Origin of the sequence: Streptomyces sp. NBC_00091, from assembly GCF_026343185.1 — a bacterium.
Classification (GTDB): domain Bacteria; phylum Actinomycetota; class Actinomycetes; order Streptomycetales; family Streptomycetaceae; genus Streptomyces.
This window is the reverse complement of the sequence record NZ_JAPEMA010000001.1, coordinates 1010237-1031960: the sequence shown is the minus strand read 5'-3', so window position 1 is coordinate 1031960 and position 21724 is coordinate 1010237. Positions and strand designations below refer to the sequence as shown.

At 71.8% G+C, this 21724-nt stretch carries 18 protein-coding genes; 15 read left to right on the top strand and 3 right to left on the bottom strand.

Features of this window, described 5'->3' with window-relative positions; all coding sequences use genetic code 11:
• Positions 1-536: 536 nt before the first annotated feature.
• The 8 genes from OOK34_RS04300 to OOK34_RS04265 all read left to right on the top strand — a co-directional run bounded on the left by OOK34_RS04300 (position 537) and on the right by OOK34_RS04265 (position 10011).
• The gene (locus OOK34_RS04300; protein ID WP_267032524.1) at positions 537-1529 is read left to right on the top strand and encodes an ABC transporter permease; all 993 of its coding nucleotides are present in this window, start codon (positions 537-539) and stop codon (positions 1527-1529) included.
• Positions 1530-1623: 94 nt separating this feature from the next.
• Positions 1624-3336, top strand: a complete 1713-nt coding sequence (locus OOK34_RS04295) for an ABC transporter substrate-binding protein (protein ID WP_267036616.1) — start codon at positions 1624-1626, stop codon at positions 3334-3336.
• A 158-nt stretch (positions 3337-3494) separates the two neighbouring features.
• Positions 3495-4496 carry an ABC transporter permease gene (locus tag OOK34_RS04290; RefSeq protein WP_267032523.1) on the top strand — a complete coding sequence of 334 codons (1002 nt, stop codon included), beginning with the start codon at positions 3495-3497 and terminating at the stop codon, positions 4494-4496.
• Between the two features lie 29 nt (positions 4497-4525).
• Complete coding sequence (locus OOK34_RS04285; RefSeq protein ID WP_267036615.1) at positions 4526-5587, top strand: ABC transporter ATP-binding protein; 1062 nt, start codon at positions 4526-4528, stop codon at positions 5585-5587.
• A 5-nt stretch (positions 5588-5592) separates the two neighbouring features.
• Positions 5593-6675: an ABC transporter ATP-binding protein gene (locus OOK34_RS04280; RefSeq protein WP_267032522.1), complete on the top strand. Its 1083-nt coding sequence runs from the start codon at positions 5593-5595 to the stop codon at positions 6673-6675.
• A gap of 290 nt (positions 6676-6965) precedes the next feature.
• Entirely contained in the window at positions 6966-7622 is a 657-nt protein-coding gene (locus OOK34_RS04275) for a trimeric intracellular cation channel family protein (protein WP_267032521.1), read from the top strand.
• A 58-nt stretch (positions 7623-7680) separates the two neighbouring features.
• Positions 7681-8535: a thioesterase family protein gene (locus OOK34_RS04270; RefSeq protein ID WP_267032520.1), complete on the top strand. Its 855-nt coding sequence runs from the start codon at positions 7681-7683 to the stop codon at positions 8533-8535.
• A 312-nt stretch (positions 8536-8847) separates the two neighbouring features.
• Positions 8848-10011, top strand: coding sequence for a cysteine desulfurase family protein (locus tag OOK34_RS04265; RefSeq protein ID WP_267032519.1), 1164 nt, complete (start codon positions 8848-8850; stop codon positions 10009-10011).
• Between the two features lie 16 nt (positions 10012-10027).
• Here the strand turns inward: OOK34_RS04265 and OOK34_RS04260 are convergent, their stop codons facing one another.
• Both OOK34_RS04260 and OOK34_RS04255 read right to left on the bottom strand, forming a co-directional pair.
• Positions 10028-10510 carry a hypothetical protein gene (locus tag OOK34_RS04260; protein ID WP_267032518.1) on the bottom strand — a complete coding sequence of 161 codons (483 nt, stop codon included), beginning with the start codon at positions 10508-10510 and terminating at the stop codon, positions 10028-10030.
• The gene (locus tag OOK34_RS04255) at positions 10507-11157 is read right to left on the bottom strand and encodes an N-acetylmuramoyl-L-alanine amidase (RefSeq protein WP_267032517.1); all 651 of its coding nucleotides are present in this window, start codon (positions 11155-11157) and stop codon (positions 10507-10509) included. Before OOK34_RS04255 ends, OOK34_RS04260 begins: the two co-directional genes overlap by 4 nt.
• A gap of 68 nt (positions 11158-11225) precedes the next feature.
• Between OOK34_RS04255 and mnmA the strand changes: the two genes are divergently transcribed.
• A complete protein-coding gene (mnmA, locus tag OOK34_RS04250; protein ID WP_267032516.1) occupies positions 11226-12365 on the top strand; it encodes a tRNA 2-thiouridine(34) synthase MnmA in 1140 nt (379 codons plus the stop codon).
• Between the two features lie 173 nt (positions 12366-12538).
• Here mnmA and OOK34_RS04245 read toward each other — a convergent pair whose 3' ends face one another.
• Positions 12539-13474: an NADP-dependent oxidoreductase gene (locus OOK34_RS04245; protein ID WP_267032515.1), complete on the bottom strand. Its 936-nt coding sequence runs from the start codon at positions 13472-13474 to the stop codon at positions 12539-12541.
• A 150-nt stretch (positions 13475-13624) separates the two neighbouring features.
• Here OOK34_RS04245 and OOK34_RS04240 point away from each other — a divergent pair, with 150 nt between their 5' ends.
• From OOK34_RS04240 to OOK34_RS04215, 6 genes are all read left to right on the top strand, one after another.
• Entirely contained in the window at positions 13625-14632 is a 1008-nt protein-coding gene (locus OOK34_RS04240; protein WP_267032514.1) for a GlxA family transcriptional regulator, read from the top strand.
• A 53-nt stretch (positions 14633-14685) separates the two neighbouring features.
• Complete coding sequence (locus OOK34_RS04235) at positions 14686-15030, top strand: DUF1330 domain-containing protein (RefSeq protein WP_267032513.1); 345 nt, start codon at positions 14686-14688, stop codon at positions 15028-15030.
• A gap of 66 nt (positions 15031-15096) precedes the next feature.
• Entirely contained in the window at positions 15097-15786 is a 690-nt protein-coding gene (locus OOK34_RS04230) for an SDR family oxidoreductase (RefSeq protein WP_267032512.1), read from the top strand.
• The gene (locus OOK34_RS04225) at positions 15783-16766 is read left to right on the top strand and encodes a methionine synthase (protein WP_267032511.1); all 984 of its coding nucleotides are present in this window, start codon (positions 15783-15785) and stop codon (positions 16764-16766) included. Before OOK34_RS04230 ends, OOK34_RS04225 begins: the two co-directional genes overlap by 4 nt.
• A 30-nt stretch (positions 16767-16796) precedes the next feature.
• A complete protein-coding gene (gene ligA / locus OOK34_RS04220; RefSeq protein ID WP_267032510.1) occupies positions 16797-19013 on the top strand; it encodes an NAD-dependent DNA ligase LigA in 2217 nt (738 codons plus the stop codon).
• Positions 19014-19397: 384 nt separating this feature from the next.
• Positions 19398-21599: a bifunctional diguanylate cyclase/phosphodiesterase gene (locus tag OOK34_RS04215; protein WP_267032509.1), complete on the top strand. Its 2202-nt coding sequence runs from the start codon at positions 19398-19400 to the stop codon at positions 21597-21599.
• Positions 21600-21724 lie beyond the last annotated feature (125 nt).

Below are 21724 nucleotides of genomic sequence, written 5' to 3'. Positions count from 1 at the left end.
ACGGACACCAGGCCGCCGGGAACCACGGTTCCCGGCGGCCTTCGTCTTGTCCGGATTTCACCGCCGATGGGCGCCCAATTGGCACACTCCTCCCCGGGGTTGAGCGGGATGTCCGTTTGCGTACCGAACGGACGGTCTTGCTCCGCTGAGCCGAGAGCGGAGTCCGGATAACGGGAACCGGGGCGTCAGATCACGGTTGCGCATCCATTCATCTGCGGGTCTGGCGGCTGGTCGAGCGCCCGATGAAGACTCCCCACCCAAGAGCCGGTCAGTCCTCCAGGACGCGGTTCGGCACGTGGACTTCGCCGCGCGTTCCGCCCGGCAACTTCCGCGGTTCCCGCACTTCAGCTGCACCGCACCGCAAGCACCGCACCCTGCTCCACCCACAGCACGGCCGCACAGCCAGCACTGCCAGCACCTCGCACCTCGTACGCGTTCACGTGCCCCGAGCACTCCGAGCGCCACTCCGCACCAACGCCGCCACAGCGGCGGGCATGGGCCGACCCACCCGTCGGCCGAGAGGGGTCCCCACCACGATGACGGCACCACTGCACGACACGAGCGCGGAATCACCCGCACCCGTGTCCGTAGCCGACGTCCCTGCCAAGGCCATCGAAGGCCGCTCGCCCGGCCGCATCGCCTGGATGCGCCTCAAGCGCGACAAGGTCGCGCTGACCGGCGGTGTGGTCGTGATCCTCCTGATCCTGGTGGCGGTCTTCGCGCCGCTGATCGTGAGCCTGCTGGGACACGATCCCAACGAGTTCCACGAGGACATGATCGACCCGGACCTGGGCACGCCGCTCGGCTCCTTCGGCGGCATCAGCTCCGACTTCCTGCTGGGCGTCGAACCGACCAACGGCCGCGACGTGTTCAGCCGGATCGTCTACGGCGCCCGTATCTCCCTGGTCGTCGCCTTCCTGGCGGCCTTCGTCTCGGTCGTCCTCGGCAGCCTCCTGGGCGCCCTCGCCGGCTTCCTCGGAGGCTGGGTGGACGGGATCATCAGCCGACTGATGGACCTGCTGCTGGCCTTCCCGCAGCTGCTGTTCACCATCGCCCTGGTGTCCGTCGTCCCCAACTCCCTCTGGGGGTTCGAGGGTTCGGGCGTCCGGATGGGCGTGCTCATCCTGGTCATCGGCTTCTTCGGATGGCCGTACATCGGCCGTATCGTCCGGGGTCAGACGATCTCCCTGCGTGAACGCGAGTACGTCGAGGCCGCGCGCAGCCTCGGAGCCGGCCGCGGCTACATCCTGGTCAAGGAGCTGCTGCCGAACCTGGTCGCGCCGATCCTCGTCTACGCCACGCTGATCATCCCGACCAACATCCTGACCGAAGCGGCACTCAGCTTCCTGGGCGCCGGCGTCAAGCCGCCCACCGCTTCCTGGGGAAAGATGCTCTCCGACGCCGTCCCCATCTACCAGGACGACCCCATGTACATGGTGGTCCCCGGTATGACGATCTTCATCACCGTCCTGGCGTTCAACCTCTTCGGGGACGGGCTGCGTGACGCACTCGACCCCAAGGGCAGCTGAACCGCTTCTTCGATTCACCACCTATGGAGGTTGGACAACCGTGATCCGCAGAAAGCAGGCTCTCGCGATCACCGCCGTGATCGCCGCCCTCTCGATGACCGCCGCGTGCGGTGACAACGGGGCCAAGAAGGACGACAAGGCGGACGGCGACAGCGGCAAGGGCTACAGCGGTGCCGCTACCGCAGTCATCAACCCCTCGGACGCCAAGGGCGGCGAGCTCAAGCTCTGGTCCCCGCAGGACGTCGACTACCTCGACCCGGCGCGCGCCTACTACGGCTTCGTGTGGAACATGCAGCGGCTCTACGTCCGCAGCCTGCTCGCCTACGACGCCAAGCCGGGCAAGGACGGCACCAAGGTGGTCCCGGACCTCGCCGAGGCCCTGCCGGTCATCAGCAACGACGGCAAGACGTACACCCTCAAGCTCAAGGACGGGGTGAAGTTCGAGGACGGTACGCCGATCACCTCGAAGGACATCAAGTACGGCGTCGAGCGCGTCTTCGCGCAGGACGTGCTGTCGGGCGGCCCGACCTACCTGATCGACCTCCTCGACCAGGGCCAGAAGTACCCCGGCCCGTACAAGGACACCGACCCGAACAAGATGGGTCTGAAGACCGTCGAGACGCCGGACGACAAGACGATCGTCTTCAACCTGGCGAGCGCGAACTCCGACTTCAGCTACCTGCTGGCCATGCCGTCCTCCTCGCCGGTCCCGGTGGGCAAGGACACGGGCGCCACGTACACCAACAAGCCGATCTCCACCGGCCCTTACAAGGTGGAGAGCTTCACCGCGGGCAAGGGCGCGACCTTCGTCCGCAACGAGAACTGGGACCCGAAGACGGACCCGATCCGCAAGGGTCTGCCGGACAAGGTCTCCTTCACGGTCACCACCAACCCGGACGACATGGACCAGCGCCTGCTCTCGGGCGACATCGACATGGCCGTCGACGGCACCGGTGTCCAGCAGGCCGCGAAGAACAAGATCCTCAAGGACGCGGAACTCAAGAAGAACGCGGACAACCCGTTCACGGGCTACATCCGCTACTTCGCCTTCCCGCAGACGGTCGCGCCGTTCGACAACATCGAGTGCCGCAAGGCCGTCATCTACGCGGCCGACCCGAAGTCCCTGCAGACCGCCCGCGGCGGCCCGACCAGCGGTGACCTCGGCGCGAACATGCTGCCGGCCGGCGTCCCCGGCTCGGAGAAGGAGTACGACCCCTTCAGCCTGACGAAGGGCAAGCCGCAGGAGGCCAAGGCCAAGGCGGCGCTCAAGGCCTGCGGCAAGCCCGACGGCTTCGAGACCACCATCGCCGTGCGCAACAACCGCGCCCCCGAGGTGAAGACGGCCGAGTCCCTCCAGGCCTCGCTCGCCAAGGTCGGCATCAAGGCGACGATCGACCAGTTCGACGGCAAGCTCTCCTCTTCCACGATCGGTTCGCCCGAGAACGTGAAGAAGAAGGGCTACGGCATCATCGTCATGGGCTGGGGCGCCGACTACAACTCCGGCGCGGGCTTCCTCCAGCCGCTGGTCGACGGATCGTTCATCCTGCCGAACGGCAACAACAACTACACCGAGATCAACGACAGCGAGATCAACGGGCTGTTCGACAAGGCCGCCGCCGCCAACACGCCCGAGGCTGCCGCTCCGTTCTACACGGAGATCAACAAGAAGGTCATGGACAAGGCGCTCTACCTGCCGATCAACTTCGACAAGGCGCTCGTCTACCACAACCCGCGCCTGACGAACGTCTTCTTCAACGAGTCCTTCGGCAAGATCGACCTCGCCACCGTGGGTATCTCCCCGAAGTAGTGCAGGCCGCTCGGCCGACAGTCAGGCAAACGCAACTCAGCACGTAAGTAAGTGCCTTCACCGCACATGCGCTAGTCCGAAGGGCAGGTGAAGGCCGCAGGCGGTGGCCGCCGTCCCCACGAGGGGCGGCGGCCACCCGCCCCGGGCGGCCGACTGCAGTGCTCGTCTACCTCATACGGCGGCTGTTCAACGTCGCCGCCACGCTGCTGGTGGTCTCCGTGGTCACCTTCGGCATCTTCTTCGCGGTCCCGAAGCTGACCGGCAGCGATCCCGCGCTCATGTACGCCGGACGCGAGACCAACGAGACCGCCCTGGCGGGCATCCGCGTGAAGATGGGCTTCGACAAGCCCATCTCCGAGCAGTACCTGCTCTTCGTCAAGGGCATCTTCGCCGGCCGCGACTACGACGGCGGCACCGAGATCACCCACTGTGCGGCTCCCTGCTTCGGCTACTCGTTCAAGACCGAGGCACCCGTCTGGGAGACCATGATGGACCGGATCCCGGTCACCCTCTCGCTCGCCCTCGGGGCGGCCGTGATCTGGGTGATCGCCGGTGTGGCCACAGGAGTGATCTCCGCCCTCAAGCGCCGCACCGCCATCGACCGCACGGTCATGGTCGGCGCGCTCGCCGGCGTCTCCCTGCCGATCTTCTTCACCGGCATGGTGGCTCCCGCCCTCTTCGTCTACAGCCTCGGCTGGCTGGACGTGTCCAACTACAAACCCCTGACCGAGGATCCGGTGGCCTGGCTCAACAGCCTGATCCTGCCCTGGGTCACCCTCGCCTTCCTCTTCGCCGCGACCTACGCCCGCATCACCCGGGCGACCATGCTCGAGGTCCTCGGCGAGGACTACATCCGCACCGCCCGGGCCAAGGGCCTCAAGGAGGGCGTGGTCATCCGCAAGCACGCCCTGCGCTCCACGCTCACCCCGATCGTCACCATGTTCGGCCTCGACCTCGGAGGTCTCCTCGGCGGCGCGGTGCTCACCGAGACCACCTTCAACTTCCAGGGCCTCGGGACGGCGGCCGTCGCCGCCATCGGGGCCGGCGACCTCCCCGTGATCATGGGGGTCACCCTGCTCGCCGCGCTGTTCGTGGTGATGGCCAACCTGATCGTGGACCTGCTGTACGCCGTCATCGACCCGCGCGTGAGGCTGACGTGACCAAGAACGTTTCCGACGAGCCGGCCTTCGTGCCCGAGCAGGGCGGTCCGCGCGACGCGAACCCCTTCCTCTCCGTGCGCGACCTGAAGGTCCACTTCCCGACCGACGACGGCCTGGTGAAGTCCGTCGACGGCCTCTCCTTCGACCTGGAGCGCGGCAAGACCCTCGGCATCGTCGGCGAGTCCGGCTCCGGGAAGTCGGTCACCTCGCTCGCGATCATGGGCCTGCACCGCACCGGCAACGCGCGCAGTCGCCCGCACATCTCGGGCGAGGTCGTCCTCGACGGCGAGGACCTGGTCCAGGCCGACGCGGACCACGTACGGCGCCTGCGCGGCCGCAAGATGGCGATGGTCTTCCAGGACCCGCTCTCCGCGATGCACCCGTACTACTCGGTCGGCAAGCAGATCGTCGAGGCCTACCGGACCCACAACGACGTCGACAAGAAGAAGGCCCGCGCCCGGGCCGTCGAGATGCTCGACCGCGTCGGCATCCCGGAGCCCCACCGGCGCGTGGACGCGTACCCGCACGAGTTCTCCGGCGGCATGCGCCAGCGCGCGATGATCGCGATGGCGCTGGTCAACAACCCCGAACTGCTCATCGCGGACGAGCCGACCACGGCCCTGGACGTCACCGTCCAGGCGCAGATCCTCGACCTGATCCGGGACCTCCAGAAGGAGTTCGGCTCCGCGGTCATCATGATCACCCACGACCTCGGCGTGGTCGCCGAGATGGCCGACGAGATCCTCGTGATGTACGGCGGCCGGTGCGTCGAGCGGGGCACCGCCGAGAAGGTCTTCTACGGCCCCCGCCACCCGTACACCTGGGGACTGCTCGGCTCCATGCCGCGCATCGACCGCGACCAGACCGAGCGGCTGATCCCGGTCAAGGGCTCGCCGCCCAGCCTCATCAACATCCCGAGCGGCTGCGCCTTCAACCCCCGGTGCCCCTACGCCGACGTGCCCAAGGGGGGCATCACCCGCACCCAGCGTCCCGAGCTGACCGAGGACGACAGCCGGCACTGGTCCGCCTGCCACATGTCGCAGGAGGAGCGGACCCGGATCTGGACCGAAGAGATTGCGCCGAAGCTGTGACGGACATGAAGAAGGACACCTCCGGCTCCTCCGACTCCGGGGCGGAGCCGCTGCTGAAGGTGACCGGCCTGGTCAAGCACTTCCCCATCAACAAGGGGCTGCTGCGGCGGCAGGCCGGGGCCGTCAAGGCCGTGGACGGGATCGACTTCGAGGTCCGGCGGGGTGAGACCCTCGGCGTCGTCGGCGAGTCCGGCTGCGGCAAGTCGACGATGGGCCGGCTGATCACGCGCCTGCTCGAGCCGTCCGGCGGGCGCATCGAGTTCGAGGGCAAGGACATCACCCACCTCGGGGTGGCGGGCATGCGGCCGCTGCGCCGCGATGTGCAGATGATCTTCCAGGACCCGTACGGCTCCCTGAACCCGCGCCACACGGTCGGCGCGATCGTCTCGGCCCCCTTCAAGCTCCAGGGGGTCACCCCGGAAGGCGGCGTCAAGGCGGAGGTCCAGCGGCTGCTGTCCCTGGTCGGCCTGAACCCCGAGCACTACAACCGCTACCCGCACGAGTTCTCGGGCGGCCAGCGCCAGCGCATCGGCATCGCGCGGGCCCTGGCCCTCAAGCCGAAGCTGGTCGTCGCGGACGAGCCGGTGTCGGCGCTGGACGTGTCGATCCAGGCCCAGGTGGTCAACCTGCTGGACGACCTCCAGGAGGAGCTCGGCCTGACGTACGTGATCATCGCGCACGACCTGTCGGTCATCCGGCACGTCTCGGACCGCATCGCGGTGATGTACCTCGGCAAGATCGTGGAGCTGGCCGACCGCAAGGCGCTGTACGAGTCCCCGATGCACCCGTACACCAACGCCCTGCTCTCGGCCGTCCCGGTGCCGGACCCGCGCCGGCGCGGCGCGAAGAGCGGCCGCATCCTGCTCAAGGGGGACGTGCCCTCGCCGATCTCCCCGCCGGCCGGCTGCCGCTTCCACACCCGGTGCTGGAAGGCGACGGAGCTCTGCACCAAGCAGGACCCGCCGCTGGTCGCCCTGAAGACGGGCCACCAGGTCGCCTGCCACCACCCCGAGAACGCGCCCGACCAGGCGCCGGGCGACCCGGCCCTGCCGGGCGCGGCGGACGCGGTGGCGACGGTCTCGGAGTAGACCGCGCCCCGGCCGGGCGGTGACCCGGGGGCGGGGGTCTCGGAGTAGCGGACGAGACCCCCGCCCCCGCACACCCCCGCCCCCGCACACCCCCGCCCCCGCACACCCCCGCCCCCGCACACCCCCGCACACGCCCGCCCCCGCACACGCCTCGCCCCGGCACACGCCTCGCCCCGGTACACGCCCGGCCGCCGCACACGCCCGGCCGCCGCACGCGCCTGGCCGCCGCATCCGCGTGACCGGCGACGCCGCTGGCATGGACGCGCCCGCCGCCGGGCGACAATGACCGGGTGCTCCACGATCTCTTCCCGCCCGGCATCCAGCACGCCCTGGACCTCGCGGGCATCTTCGTCTTCGCGACCGCCGGTGCGCTCCTCGCGGTCCGCAAGAACTTCGACGTCTTCGGCATCGCCGTCCTCGCCCTCGTCACCGCCCTCGGCGGTGGCCTGCTGCGCGACCTCTGTATCGGCGCCGTGCCGCCCGCGGCCTTCGGGGAGCTCAGCTTCTTCGTGACCCCCCTGATCGCCGCCGCGCTCGTCTTCTTCCTCCACCCCGAGGTGCAGCGCATCAACCGGGCCATCAACGTCTTCGACGCCGCCGGCCTCGGGCTGTTCTGCGTGACCGGCACCACCAAGGCCTACGAGTACGGCCTCGGCCTGACCGCCTCCGCGGCACTCGGCCTGGCCACGGCCGTCGGCGGTGGCGTACTGCGCGACGTACTCGCCAACGAGGTGCCCTCGCTGCTGCGCGACCGCGAGATGTACGCCGTCCCGGCCGTCGTCGGCTCCTCGATGGTGGCCGTCTTCATCGGCTTCGACCTGCTCAACGGCGTGACCACCGCCCTCGCGATCGTCACCACCTTCGTGCTGCGCCTGCTGGCGATGCGCTACCACTGGCAGGCCCCGCTGGCCTGGAACCGCCGCTCCTCGGTGGCCGAAGAGCCGTAGGTCCTTCCCGGGAAACAAAAGCTACCGCTTAGTAGCTTGCCGGTGTACCGTCGTCGGCATGTCTTACGCAGCGGCCCAGGCGGCCTCCATCGGCGACAGCGAATTCGACCGCGACACCGCCATCACCGCCCGTGCGGGCGAGCCCGGTGTGTACGAAGCGGAGCTGTCCGCCGGCTGGACGATCATCACCGCCGTCAACGGCGGCTATCTGCTGGCCCTGGTCGGCCGGGCCCTCGCGGCGGCCCTGCCGCACCCGGACCCCTTCACCGTGTCCGCCCACTACCTGACCTCCTCCGTGCCCGGCCCCGCCGTGATCCGCACCGAGGTCGTGCGGGTGGGCCGCACCCTCTCCACCGGCCAGGCCTCGCTGTTCCAGTACGACGAGAGCGGCGCCGAGATCGAGCGGATCCGGGTCATCGCCTCGTACGGGGACCTCGCCGCGCTCCCCGACACCGTGCACACCGTGGCGCAGCCGCCGGTCATGCCCGCGTACGAGGACTGCCTCGGCCCCGAGGCCGGCCCGGCACCGATCCCGGGCAGCAACGCCATCGTCGACCGGCTCCGGCTGCGCCTGGACCCGGCGACGGCCGGCTGGGCGGTCGGCGCGCCCTCGGGCAAGGGCGAGATGCGGGCCTGGTTCGAGCTGGCCGACGGCCGCGACGCCGACCCGCTGTCGCTGCTGCTCGCGGTGGACGCGCTCCCGCCGACCGCCTTCGACCTCGGACTGCTGGGCTGGGCCCCGACCGTCGAGCTCACCACGCACATCCGCCACCGCCCCGCCCCGGGCCCGCTCCGGGTCGGCATCGTCACCCGCAACCTGGCCGGCGGCTTCCTGGAGGAGGACGCCGAGGTCTGGGACTCCGCGAACCGCCTGGTGGCCCAGTCCCGCCAACTGGCCCGCGCCCCGCGCTAGCCCTGCCGGGCCCCGCTCCACCGCTGCGCGGAGCGGTCCCCTACCCGCCCTTCCACCGTTCCCCGGGCGCTGCCCGGACCCGCGCCTCAAACGCCGGCGGGGCTGGAAGATCCAGCCCCGCCGGCGTTTGAGGCGCGGGCGCGGAGCGCCGTGTAGTGAGCCGCGCCGGTGATTGAGGCGGGAACGGGCGAAGGGCGGGTAGGGGAGCAGCCCGCGCAGCGGCCACATCCGCGGCAGCAAAGCGTCACGCCACCGAGTAACCGCCCCCGGAGGGGACCCGTCTCGGTGGGGGCCTCGTAGAATCGGGGGATCATGGCCTACCTCGACCACGCCGCGACCACGCCGATGCTCCCGGAAGCCGCTGCGGCGATGACCGCGCAGTTCGCCGCCACGGGTAACGCGTCCTCCCTGCACGCCGCCGGCCGCCGCGCCCGCCGTACCGTCGAGGAGGCCCGCGAGTCCCTCGCCGAGGCCCTCGGCGCACGCCCGAGCGAGGTGGTCTTCACCGCGGGCGGCACCGAGGCCGACAACCTCGCCGTCAAGGGCCTGTACTGGGCCCGCCGCGACGCCGACCCGGCCCGGAACCGGATCCTCGCCAGCCCCGTCGAGCACCACGCCGTCCTCGACGCCGTGCACTGGCTCGCCGAGCACGAAGGGGCCCAGGTCGAGTACCTCCCCGTCGACCGCTACGGCCGCGTGCACCCCGAGGTCTTCCGGGCGGCCGTCGAGCGGAACCCGGGCGATGTCGCCCTGGCCACCGTGATGTGGGCCAACAACGAGATCGGCACCGTGATGCCGGTCCGCGAACTGGCCGCCATCGCCCGCGAGTTCTCCCTCCCCCTGCACTCGGACGCCGTCCAGGCCTTCGGGCAGCTCGACGTCCGCTTCGGTGACAGCGGCCTGGCCGCCATGACCATCAGCGGCCACAAGGTCGGCGGCCCCTACGGGATCGGCGCCCTGCTCCTCGGCCGGGACCAGAGCCCCGTCCCGGTCCTGCACGGCGGCGGCCAGGAGCGGCACGTCCGCTCCGGCACCCTCGACGTGCCGGCCATCGCCGCCTTCGCGGTGGCGGCCGTACTCGCCGCCGAGCGGCGCGAGCGGTTCGCCGCCGAGGTCGGCGCCCTGCGCGACGAGCTGGTCGCGGCCGTGCTGGCCGCCGTCCCCGACGCCGTCCTGGGCGGCGACCCCGAGGACCGGCTCCCGGCCAACGCCCACTTCAGCTTCCCCGGCTGCGAGGGCGACTCCCTCCTGCTGCTGCTGGACGCGCAGGGCATCGAATGCTCCACCGGCTCCGCCTGCACCGCGGGCGTGGCCCAGCCCAGCCACGTCCTGCTGGCGACGGGCACCGACCCGCAGCTGGCCCGCGGCACCCTGCGCTTCTCCCTGGGCCACACCTCCACGAAGGAGGACGTCGCCGCGGTCGCCGCCGCCATCGGCCCCGCCGTATCCCGCGCCCGCACCGCCGGCCTCAGCTAGTGCTGTGACCGGCTCGTCAGTCCCAGGCGTTGAACAGCAACCCGCCCAGGGTGTCGATCGCGTAGGAACGGACCTGCCGCCGCTCACCCGGTGAAAGCGCCGAGGTGTCCACGCCGGACAGGGGCGTGGCCAGCGTCTCGCCGCTCAGGACCGTGAAGCCCGAGGCGGCGAAGGCCCGGGACCAGGGTGGCGGGGCGAGGAACTCGTCCCGGTACCAGTCCCGGCGTTCCGCGGCGAAGGCGATCCAGGGATGGTGCGCGTGGCACAGGACGAAGCTCTCGCCCGCCCTGCCGGCAACCGACGCGGTGTGGAAGGTCCGGGGATACGCCCGGGCCTCCACCTCGCCCACGGAGCCCCCGGCCGCGCGGGCGGCGGCGTAGAGAGCGGTACGGAACGCCGGCAGACCGGTCTCCGGAAGCGGGCCGTCCTGCGGCCGGTGGAAGCCCGTCGCGCCCGGCGGCAGTGTGAACGCGGGCTCCCGCTCCTCGGGCCGCCTCACGAGGGCAGCTGCGACCGCACGAGGGCGATGTACCGGTCCCAGTCCCAGTGGCGGCCCGGGTCCGTGTGGTCGGCGCCCGGGACCTCGGAGTGGCCCAGGATGTGCCGGCGGTCCGCCGGTATGCCGTACCTCCGGCAGACGTCGGCGGCCAGCCGGGCCGAGGCCTCGTACATGGCGTCCGTGAAGTCCTGCGGGCGGTCGACGAAGCCCTCGTGCTCGATGCCTATGCTGCGCTCGTTCATCGAGCGGTTGGCCGCGTGGAACGCCACGTCCAGCTCGCGCACCATCTGCTCCACATGGCCGTCCTGGCGCACTATGTAGTGCGCCGACGCCTTGTGCCACGGGTTCTTGAAGGCGTCCACCGAGGACGCGAAGCTGCCCTGTGTGACATGGACGACGATCCGGTCCACCCGGTAGTCGTCGGGCCGGTCCGCGAGCCGCCAGTTCGCCGGGGAGGCCGCCGTCCAGCCCGCCCCCGCGTGGTCCAGCTCACCCTCCTTGCGCGGCTTGGACACCCCCGGCACCAGCCACCAGGCCCGCCCGATCTCATCCCGGGCCGCGACCCCCGCCACCGCGAGGGCGCCCAGCCCGCCGAAGAGCACCGCCCGCCGGGTCCGGCGCGGCCCCTTCTTCCCCTGCTCCACCATGTGATCCACCCCCCACAGCCGATAACGCGCCGTGACCCCGCCCGGTTCCCCGTACCCTGGACGGTGCTATGACTGAGAACCTGCCGCGCACCGCCCGCCCCCTCCGCGTCCTGGCCGCCATGTCCGGTGGTGTGGACTCCGCCGTCGCCGCCGCCCGCGCGGTCGAAGCCGGGCACGACGTCACCGGGGTCCATCTGGCGCTCTCCGCGAACCCCCAGTCCTTCCGGACCGGCGCCCGCGGCTGCTGCACCATCGAGGACTCCCGCGACGCCCGCCGCGCCGCCGACGTCATCGGCATCCCCTTCTACGTCTGGGACCTCGCCGAGCGCTTCCGCGAGGACGTCGTCGAGGACTTCATCTCCGAGTACGAGGCCGGGCGCACCCCGAACCCCTGCCTGCGCTGCAACGAGAAGATCAAGTTCGCGGCGCTGCTCGACAAGGCCCTCGCCCTCGGCTTCGACGCCGTCTGCACCGGCCACTACGCCACCGTCGTGGAGAACGAGGACGGCTCCCGCGAGCTGCACCGCGCCTCCGACATGGCCAAGGACCAGTCCTACGTCCTCGGCGTCCTCGACGAGAAGCAGCTCGCGCACGCCCTCTTCCCCCTCGGCGACACCCTCACCACCAAGGACGAGATCCGCGCCGAGGCCGAGGAGCGGGGCCTGGCCGTCGCGAAGAAGCCCGACAGCCACGACATCTGCTTCATCGCCGACGGCGACACCCAGGGCTTCCTCGCGAACCGCCTGGGCAAGGCCGAGGGCGACATCGTCGACGGGGCCACCGGTGAGAAGGTCGGCACCCACGAGGGCGCCTTCGGCTTCACCATCGGCCAGCGCAAGGGCCTGCGGATCGGCCACCCGGCCCCCGACGGCAAGCCCCGCTACGTCCTCGACATCTCCCCGGTGAACAACACCGTCACCGTCGGCCCCGTCGAGGCCCTCGACGTCACCGCCCTCACCGCGATCCGCCCCCGCTGGTGCGGCTCCACGCCGGCCGCCCCGGGCACCTACACCGCCCAGCTACGCGCCCACGGCGGCGAGACCGAGGTCCACGCCGAGGTCGTGGACGGCGAGCTGCGCGTGTCCTTCACCGAGCCGGTGCGCGGCGTGGCCCCGGGCCAGGCGATCGTGCTCTACGACGGCACCCGCGTGGTCGGCTCCGCCACCATCGCCACCACCACCCGGGCCACCGCCATCGCGGGCGTCTAGTGCTGTGGCCGGAAAGGTTTGCCGGGTCGCGGCGTCCGGTGCGGTGCATCGCAAGGCGGAGGACCGCGTCTCGTACTGGACGTACTTGCGCGGTCCGACAACGCAGCGAGGTGCCGTGCCGGGCGCCGTGACCCGGTGAACCTTTCCGGTCACAGCACTAGGCGCCCAGGCGCCTAGACCCCGTCCGGGACCACCGTCAGGACGATCTTGCCGGTGGTCCGGCCGCGCTCGCCGATCTCGTGGGCCTTCGCGGCCTCCTCCAGCGGCAGCACCGTGTCGACGACCGGGCGCAGCCTGCCCTCCTCGACCAGGGCGGCGATCTGCACCAGGCCCCGGTAGTCGGGCTCGACCAGCGTCCAGCCGGTGTGCACGCCCCCGGCCCCTTCCGGTACGTCGTCCGGGGAGGGCAGGGTGACCAGGTGCCCGCCGGGCTTGAGCACCCGCAGCGAGCGCTTCCCGTAGTCCCCGCCGATCGAGTCGATCACCACGTCCACATCGGACACCGCCTCGGCGAAGTCGGTGGTCCGGTAGTCGATCAGCTCGTCCGCGCCCAGTTCGCGCAGCAGCTTGTGCTTCTCGGTGCTCGCGGTGCCGATCACGTACGCCCCGAGCGCCTTGGCGATCTGTACGGCCAGGTGCCCGACCCCGCCCGCGGCGGCGTGCACCAGGACGCGCTGTCCGGGCTGCACGCGCGCCGTGTCCACCAGCGCCTGCCAGGCGGTGAGCGCGGCGAGCGGCAGGGCGGCCGCGCCGATGTGGCCGATGCCCTCCGGCTTCCGCACGAACTGCCGGGCCGGGGCCGTCACGTACTCGGCGTACGCGCCCGCCTGGTGCGGGAAGCGCGGCATGCCGAAGACCTCGTCGCCGGGGCGGACGAGGGTGACGCCGCCACCGACGGCCTCGACGGTCCCGGAGACGTCCCAGCCGACGGCCGGGACCGGGCCCCAGTGGATGAGCCCGCCGCTCTCGCGGGTCTTCCAGTCCACCGGGTTCACCCCGGCCGCGTGGACCCGTACGAGGATCTCGCCCGGCTGCGGCTCCGGCCGGTCGGCCTCGGTCGCGGTGAGCACTTCGGGTCCGCCCCACCGGCTGACGACGACGGCACGCATGGATGTCTCCTCTGGTCGTACTGCGCTGCTTGCGCTGCTTGCTCTGTTCGTGCTGATCTGCCCCGGGTTCTCCGGGCGACGACATCAGCTTCGCCGTCGGCGTACGCTCGTGGTGGTGGCCAGACGGCCACCCTGTGACAGGATCTGGCCATGGAGTCCTTCCACCGCATCGCCGTACTCGCCCTCGAGGGCGTACCGCCCTTCGAGCTCGGAATCCCCTCCCGGGTCTTCGGAAACGCCTTCGACGAGGACGGGAACCCCCTCTACGAGATCACCGTGTGCACCGCCGACGGACAGGCCGTGACCAGCGACGCGGGCTTCACGGTCGGGGTCGCGGCCGGCCCGGAGGCACTCGCCGTCGCCGACACGGTGATCATCCCGCCCACCCACGCCATGGACGAGCTCGCGCACGGCGCCCCGCTGCCGCAGGCCCTGGCTGACGCCCTCGCGGCGATCCGCCCCGGCACCCGGCTGGTCTCCATCTGCACCGGCTCCTACGTCCTCGCCGCGGCCGGCCTCCTCGACGGCCGGCCCGCCACCACCCACTGGGTGCACGCCCCCGAGTTCCAGCGGGCCTTCCCGCGCGTCCGGCTCGACGACGAGGTGCTCTTCGTCGACGACGGCGACATCCTCACCTCCGCCGGCGTCGCCGCGGGCGTCGACCTCTGCCTCTACCTGGTCCGCCAGGACCACGGCACGGCCGTCGCCAACCGGGCCGCCCGGCTGTGCGTCGTACCGCCCTGGCGCGACGGCGGGCAGGCCCAGTACATCGACCGCCCCGTCCCCGCCCCCACGGTCGCCACCACCACCGCCACCCGCGCCTGGGCCCTGGAACGCCTCGCCGAGCCGATCGCCCTCGCCGAGCTCGCCGCCCACGCCCGGATGAGCCTGCGCACCTTCACCCGGCGGTTCCGCGACGAGGTCGGCATGACCCCCGTGCAGTGGCTCACCGGGCAGCGCCTGGAGATCGCCCGCCAGCTGCTGGAGTCCAGCGACCTGCCCGTCGACCTGGTCGCGCACCGGTCCGGCTTCGGCTCCGCCAACTCCCTGCGCCAGCACATGCGGACGGCCTTCGGCGTCTCCCCGATGGCCTACCGCCGCACCTTCGGCCCGCACACCATGACCCCTGAGGTAATCGCCGCGGCCGACGCCCGCTGACAGGATCGGGTCAACGGCCCGGAACGCCCGGCCCGTTGACAGGGGAGAGCGACATGACCGCGTACGCCATCGCCCACATCCGGCCCGACACCATGAACGAGGACATCCTCCGCTACATCGAGGAGATCCAGGCGACGATGGACCCCTTCGGCGGCCGCTTCCTCGTCCACGGCAAGGAGGTGGAGGTCAAGGAGGGCCCCTGGCCCGGCACGGTCGTCGTCATCGGCTTCCCCGACATCGGCCGGGCCCGCGCATGGTACGACTCGGACGCCTACCAGGAGATCCTCCCGCTGCGCACCGACCACATCCAGGGCGAGGCCATCCTGGTCGAGGGCGTTCCGGCCGATTACGACGCGGCGAAGACGGCCGCCGCCCGGCGCGAGGGCGCCGGGCTCTGATGCCCGTCCGGCCGCGGCAGCAGGCCGCGGCGGCGCGCGGGCCGGGGCGGATGCGAGCATGGCCGTATGGCTACTCACCTGATCACCGGTGCCGGGTCCGGCATCGGCGCCGCCGTCGCGGCCCGGCTGCACTCCCGCGGCGACGACCTCGTCCTGCTCGCCCGCGACGCCGCCCGCGCCCGCCAGCTCGTCGAGCGCTACCCCGGCGCGCGGACCCTCGTGGGCGACCTCGCGGACCCCGACCGGCTCTCGTGGGCCTTCTCCAAGCAGCCGGTCCCCGAACGGATCGACTCCCTCCTGCACATCGCCGGGATCGTCGACCTCGGCCCCGTCGGCGAGCTGCGCCCCAAGACCTGGCACCAGCAGCTCAACGTCAACCTGATCGCCCCCGCCGAGGTCACCCGGCTGCTGCTGCCCACCCTGCGGGCCTCCAAGGCCACCGTCGTCTTCGTGAACTCCGGCGCCGGACTCCACGCCCACGCCGAGTGGAGCGCCTACGCCGCCTCCAAGCACGGCCTCAAGGCCCTCGCCGACTCCCTGCGCGAGGAGGAGAAGGCCAACGGTCTGCGGGTGACCTCCGTCTACCCGGGCCGCACCGCCAGCCCCATGCAGGCCAAGGTCCACTCCCAGGAGGGCAAGGAGTACGACCCCGCCGCCTGGATCGACCCCGAGTCCGTGGCGACCACCATCGTCATGGCCGTCGACCTCCCGCGCGACGCCGAGGTCAACGACCTCTCCGTCAGGCCCGGCCGATGACCGCGAGCGCCACCGGAGTCGGCTCCCTGCCGGGCGGCGACGCCCGCGAGGCCGCCAAGACCGTCACCGGCTCCTTCGAGGAGTTCCCTTACCTGGCCGAGCTGCCCGCCCGCGGGCCCGGCGCGGACATGATCGGCCGCTCCCTGGGGCTGCTCGTCGACATGTACGCCCACGTCGAGCCCAGCGGCTGGCGGATCAGCGACCGCCCCGGACGGGACACCCGGCGGGCCCGGTCCTGGCTGGGCGAGGACCTCGACGCCCTCGAGGAGTTCACCCAGGGCTACACGGGCCGGCTCAAGGTCCAGGCCGTCGGCCCGTGGACCCTGGCCGCCGCCCTGGAGCTGCACGGCGGCGAGGCCGTGCTCCAGGACGCCGGAGCCTGCCGCGACCTGGCCGGATCCCTCGCCGAAGGCCTGCGCGGGCACCTGGCCGACGTACGCAAGCGCATCCCCGGCGCCGAGATCGTGCTCCAGTACGACGAGCCGTCGCTCACCGCCGTCCTGCTCGGCCGGGTGCGCTCCGCCAGCGGCTACCGCACCTACCGGGCCGTCGACCGGCAGGTGGTCGAGAGCACCCTGCGCGACCTCTTCGCCGTGCACGAGGGAGAGGTCGTCGTGCACTCCTGCGCGCCCGAGGTCCCCTTCGCGCTGCTGCGCCGGGCCGGCGCCACGGGGGTCTCGTTCGATTTCTCGCTGCTCACCGAGCGCGAGGACGACGCCATCGGGGAGGCCGTCGAAGGCGGCGTGAAACTCTTCGCCGGAGTGGTGCCGGGCACCGACGGCCCGTTGTCAGACCCGGGCGGTAGCGTCATGGGTGTCAGGAAGCTTTGGCGCAGGCTGGGGCTGGCTCCGGGGACTCTCGCCGAGTCCGTCGTGGTCACCCCTTCGTGCGGTCTGGCGGGCGCCTCGCCCGCCTACGCCCGCGCGGTGCAGGCGCACTGCGTCAGGGCGGCGAGGTCGCTCGCCGACAACCCTGAGTGACGGTCGAGACGGGGCACGGGAGGACACGGCATGGCAGCCGAACAGCAGGACACGGCAGTACCGACGGCGGCGCGTGAGCAGCACCAGCTGCTCGCCGAGCAGGTCGAGGAGCACCGCTTCCGGTACTACGTGAACGACCAGCCGGTCGTCAGCGACGCCGAGTTCGACCAGCTGCTGCGCTCGCTGGAAGCCCTGGAGGAGCAGTACCCCGAGCTGCGCACGCCCGATTCGCCCACCCAGAAGGTGGCCGGGGCGTACCAGACCGACTTCGCCTCCGTGGAGCACCGGGAGCGGATGCTCTCCCTCGACAACGCCTTCGACGACGAGGAACTGTCCGCCTGGGCCGACCGGGTCGCCCGGGACGTGAACACCCCGGACTACCACTACCTGTGCGAGCTCAAGGTGGACGGCCTCGCCGTCAACCTCACCTACGAGAACGGCCGCCTCACCCGCGCCGCCACCCGCGGCGACGGCCGCACCGGCGAGGACATCACGCCCAACGTCCGCACCATCGCCGAGATCCCGGACCGCCTCAAGGGCGACCGGGTCCCGGCCCTCGTCGAGATCCGCGGCGAGGTGTACTTCCCGATGGAGAAGTTCGAGGAGCTCAACGCCCGGCTCGTGGAGGCCGAGGGCAAGCCCTTCGCCAACCCGCGCAACGCGGCGGCCGGTTCGCTGCGCCAGAAGGACCCGAAGGTCACCGCGACCCGCCCGCTGCACATGGTGGTGCACGGCATCGGAGCCCGCGAGGGCTTCGACATCGAGCGCCAGTCGCAGGCGTACGAGCTGCTGCGCGAGTGGGGCTTGCCCACCGCCCAGCACAACAGGGTGGTCTCCTCGCTCGCCGAGGTGCGCGAGTTCATCGCCCACTTCGGCGAGAACCGGCACTCCGTCGAGCACGAGATCGACGGGGTCGTCGTCAAGCTCGACGAGATCGCCCTCCAGGGCCGGCTCGGCTCCACCGCCCGCGCCCCGCGCTGGGCGATCGCCTGGAAGTACGCCCCCGAAGAGGTCAACACCAAGCTCATCGACATCAAGGTCGGCGTCGGGCGCACCGGGCGCGTGACCCCGTACGCCCAGGTGGAGCCGGTGACGGTGGCGGGCTCCGAGGTCGAGTTCGCGACCCTGCACAACCAGGAGGTCGTCAAGGCCAAGGGCGTGCTCATCGGGGACACGGTCGTCCTGCGCAAGGCGGGCGATGTCATCCCCGAGATCCTCGGGCCCGTGGTGGACCTGCGGGACGGCACCGAGCGGGAGTTCGTGATGCCCGCCCAGTGCCCCGAGTGCGGTACGGAGCTGCGGCCGATGAAGGAGGGGGACATTGACGTCCGGTGCCCCAACGGGCAGACATGCCCCGCGCAGCTGCGCGAGCGGCTGTTCTACCTCGGCGGCCGGCAGAGCCTGGACATCGAGAACTTCGGCATGGTGGCGGCGGCCGCGCTGACCAGCCCGCTGGAGCCGGCCGAGCCCCCGCTGCTCGACGAGGGCGACCTCTTCGACCTGACCATCGAGCAGCTGCTGCCCATCAAGGCGTACGTCCTCGACCCGGACAGCGGGCTGCCCAAGCGGGACCCGAAGACCGGTGAGGAGAAGATCGTCACGGTCTTCGCCAACCAGAAGGGCGAGCCGAAGAAGAACGCCCTGGCGATGCTGGAGAACATCGCGGCCGCCAAGGAGCGCCCGCTCGCCCGCATCATCAACGGTCTGTCGATCCGCCATGTCGGCCCGGTCGCCGCTGAGGCCCTCGCCCGCGAGTTCCGCTCGATCGAGGCGATCGAGCAGGCCACCGAGGAGCAGCTGACCGCCACCGAGGGGGTCGGGGCGATCATCGCCGCCTCCCTCAAGGAGTGGTTCGCCGTCGACTGGCACCAGGAGATCCTGCGCAAGTGGCGGGAGGCCGGTGTCCGGATGGAGGAGGAAGGTTCCGCCGAGCAGGAGGGGCCGCGCCCCCTGGAGGGCATGACCGTCGTCGTCACCGGCACCCTGCAGAGCCACACCCGGGACGGAGCCAAGGAGGCCCTGCAGAGCCGGGGGGCCAAGGTCACCGGATCGGTGTCGAAGAAGACCTCCTTCGTCGTGGTCGGCGACAACCCGGGCTCGAAGTACGACAAGGCCGTGCAGCTGAAGCTCTCGATCCTCGACGACGCCGGCTTCGCGGTGCTGCTCGAGCAGGGGCCCGACGCGGCCCGCGCGGCGGCGCTCCCGCTCGAGGGCGCCGCCGCGGCCGAGGGCGAAGGGGAGCGGTAACCCACACGGGAGCCGGCCCGGGGGTCGGGCCGGGCGAACGGTTGCGTGGCGTGCGGCCGTACGGGCGGGCGCACGCCCGGCGCGGTCCGCGGTGGTAATCGGCCGGTACAAGGCTGGTCGAGCAGCGGTGAGCTGTCGGATCATCGGATGGGTGACGTGGGGGTCCTGGTCCAAACTCACCCGTTCGGCGGATACCGTACTGATGAGGATGGCTGGGCCGCATTCGGGCAACCACCGCCGACCGCTGCCCCTGGGAGCCTCTCGCGTCCTACTGTTGTGGGGTGCGCCTGTCGTGCGCGGCTGCCTGATGCGCTTTCAGCCGTGATGGCATGACATCGGGGCCATCGCGTGACATCGGCATCGCCGGCTGTGAGAGGGACGGGCATGAAACCCACCGAAAGCGCCGACCCGTCACCTGAATTCGGCGGGGACATCCCGCCCATGCGGGCGGGCCGGCTGGGTGTCCTGGGTGCCAGGACACCGGAGACCCGCGCCCTCGAGAGCGGAGCGGGCGGACCGGGGCAGGAGCGGCGTCGCACCGTACTGCCCCTCGCCCTCGTGGGCCTCGCCGCCGTGGTGCTCGCCGGCGGCATCGTCTCGGCACTGACCGACCGTCAGGCGCTCTTCCCGGGCGGCCCGGTGGGCTGGGCCCTGGCCCTGCTCACCGGCATCATCGTCGGCCACCTGGTCGCCCTGGGCCGCGACCGCTGGTGGGGCGGCACGGGATCCGGCGCCGCGCTCACCCTCGGCGTGCTCATCCTCTACGGCTGGATCCCCGCCGGACTGGTCTCCCTGGCCGTGGTCTCCCTCGTCGGGGCCGCCCGCCGGCAGCGCTGGCGGCAGGGCCTGCTGCACGGCTCCGTCGACATCCTCGGCATCGGCGCGGGGGCCCTGGTCCTGGCCGCCTTCGGCGACGCTCCGAGCGTCGAGAGCCCGTGGCTGCCCACCGGCTGGGACCTCGCCGCCGCCCCCGAGGTGGTCCTGGTCGCCCTCTCCTACCTGGTGGTGACCCGGGTCCTGCTGTGGTTCGCGCTGGCCCCCAGAGGCGGCGGGCTGCCCACGGTGGCCCGTACGGCCCTGCTCCGGCAGGCGCTGGTCGCCGCGGCCCTGCTCGGCATCGCCCCGCTGATCTGCGTGGTCGCCGTCTCCCAGCCGGTGCTGCTGCCGCTGTTCGCCGTACCGCTCATCGCCCTCGACTCCACCCTGTGGATCGCCCGCGCCCGCGCCGAGGAGCAGCTGCGCGACCCGCTCACGGGGCTGCCGAACCGGCAGTGGCTGCTGGAGCGGGCCTGGTCCGCGCTGGACGAGGCTGAACGTTTGGGCACCCGCTCGGCTCTCGTGCTGATCGACCTGGACCGCTTCCGCGCCGTCAACGACACGCTGGGCCACCTCGCGGGGGACCGGCTGTTGCTCCAGATCGCCGAGCGGCTGCGCCAGGCGCTCCCGCCGGACGCGGAGGCGGCCCGGCTCGGCGGCGACGAGTTCGCCGTACTGCTGCCCGCCACCGACTCCACCACCAGCGCCCAGCGGGTCGCCCGCAGCCTGGTCGCCGAGCTCAGCTCCCCGCTGGACCTCGACGGCCTCACCCTGGTCCTGGAGGCCAGCGCCGGACTCGCCGTCTTCCCCGACCACGCGCTGGACGCGGAAGGGCTGCTGCGGCGGGCCGACGTGGCCATGTACCAGGCCAAGCGGGACCGCACGGGCGTGGAGGTCTACGAGTCCAAGCGCGACAGCAACACCCCCGACCGGCTGGGCCTGCTCGGCGACCTGCGCCGGGCCCTCGACGCAGGCGAGGTGGAACTCCACTACCAGCCGAAGGTCCGCTTCGACGGACAGGTGGCGGGGCTGGAAGCGCTGGTCCGCTGGGTCCACCCGGAGCGCGGCCGGGTCCCCCCGGACGAGTTCATCGCGATCGCCGAGACCTCCGGGCTGATGCCGCACCTGACGGAGTACGTCCTGGAGACGGCCCTCGCCCAGGTCGCACGCTGGCGGGCGCAGGGGCTGAAGGTCCCCGTCGCCGTCAACGTCTCGCCGCGCGACGTCCACACCCCGGGCTTCGCGGGAGCCGTCGCCGCGCGGCTGGCCCGGCACGGGGTCCCGGCGAGCGGGCTCCAGCTGGAGATAACGGAACACGTGCTGCTGGAGGACCCCCAGCGGGCGGCCGACACCATGGCCGGGCTGACCGGCCACGGAGTCAAGATGTCCCTGGACGACTTCGGCACCGGCTACTCCTCCCTGGTGCACCTGCGCCGGCTGCCGGTGAGCGAGCTGAAGATCGACCGCTCCTTCGTGGCCCGGCTGGCCGTCGACGCCCAGGACGCCGAGATCGTCCGCTGCACGGTCGACCTCGCGCACTCCCTGGGCCTGCTGGTCGTCGCCGAGGGCGTGGAGGACGACGAGACCTGGGAGCGCCTGCGCGACCTGGGCTGCGACGCCGTCCAGGGCTGGCTGGTCGCCGCCGCCATGCCCCCGCAGGAGGCCACCGCCTGGCTCCTGGCCCGCGGCGAGCGCGGCTGGCGCCGCCCGGCCGACATCACCGCGGAACTCGCCGCGGCCGCCGCCGCCTCCGAGACCCCGGCCCCCTAGCCCGGCCGTTCCGGGGGTCCGGGGTCCGGCCACGGGCCCCGGCGCAGGCCGGCGCGGGGGTGCTGCGAGGTGGTGCGGCGACGCCCCGGGCGAGGGCGGCGGCAAACCGTTTAACGGGTCGGGGG

What these genes read in the sequence shown, in the direction of transcription:
- OOK34_RS04300 (WP_267032524.1), top strand. Translation starts at nt 537, where the DNA reads ATGACGGCACCACTGCACGACACGAGCGCGGAATCACCCGCACCCGTG.
- OOK34_RS04295 (WP_267036616.1), top strand. Translation starts at nt 1,624, where the DNA reads ATGACCGCCGCGTGCGGTGACAACGGGGCCAAGAAGGACGACAAGGCG.
- OOK34_RS04280 (WP_267032522.1), top strand. Translation starts at nt 5,593, where the DNA reads ATGAAGAAGGACACCTCCGGCTCCTCCGACTCCGGGGCGGAGCCGCTG.
- OOK34_RS04270 (WP_267032520.1), top strand. Translation starts at nt 7,681, where the DNA reads ATGTCTTACGCAGCGGCCCAGGCGGCCTCCATCGGCGACAGCGAATTC.
- OOK34_RS04265 (WP_267032519.1), top strand. Translation starts at nt 8,848, where the DNA reads ATGGCCTACCTCGACCACGCCGCGACCACGCCGATGCTCCCGGAAGCC.
- OOK34_RS04255 (WP_267032517.1), bottom strand. Translation starts at nt 11,157, where the DNA reads ATGGTGGAGCAGGGGAAGAAGGGGCCGCGCCGGACCCGGCGGGCGGTG.
- mnmA (WP_267032516.1), top strand. Translation starts at nt 11,226, where the DNA reads ATGACTGAGAACCTGCCGCGCACCGCCCGCCCCCTCCGCGTCCTGGCC.
- OOK34_RS04245 (WP_267032515.1), bottom strand. Translation starts at nt 13,474, where the DNA reads ATGCGTGCCGTCGTCGTCAGCCGGTGGGGCGGACCCGAAGTGCTCACC.
- OOK34_RS04240 (WP_267032514.1), top strand. Translation starts at nt 13,625, where the DNA reads ATGGAGTCCTTCCACCGCATCGCCGTACTCGCCCTCGAGGGCGTACCG.
- OOK34_RS04235 (WP_267032513.1), top strand. Translation starts at nt 14,686, where the DNA reads ATGACCGCGTACGCCATCGCCCACATCCGGCCCGACACCATGAACGAG.
- OOK34_RS04230 (WP_267032512.1), top strand. Translation starts at nt 15,097, where the DNA reads ATGGCTACTCACCTGATCACCGGTGCCGGGTCCGGCATCGGCGCCGCC.
- OOK34_RS04225 (WP_267032511.1), top strand. Translation starts at nt 15,783, where the DNA reads ATGACCGCGAGCGCCACCGGAGTCGGCTCCCTGCCGGGCGGCGACGCC.
- ligA (WP_267032510.1), top strand. Translation starts at nt 16,797, where the DNA reads ATGGCAGCCGAACAGCAGGACACGGCAGTACCGACGGCGGCGCGTGAG.
- OOK34_RS04215 (WP_267032509.1), top strand. Translation starts at nt 19,398, where the DNA reads ATGAAACCCACCGAAAGCGCCGACCCGTCACCTGAATTCGGCGGGGAC.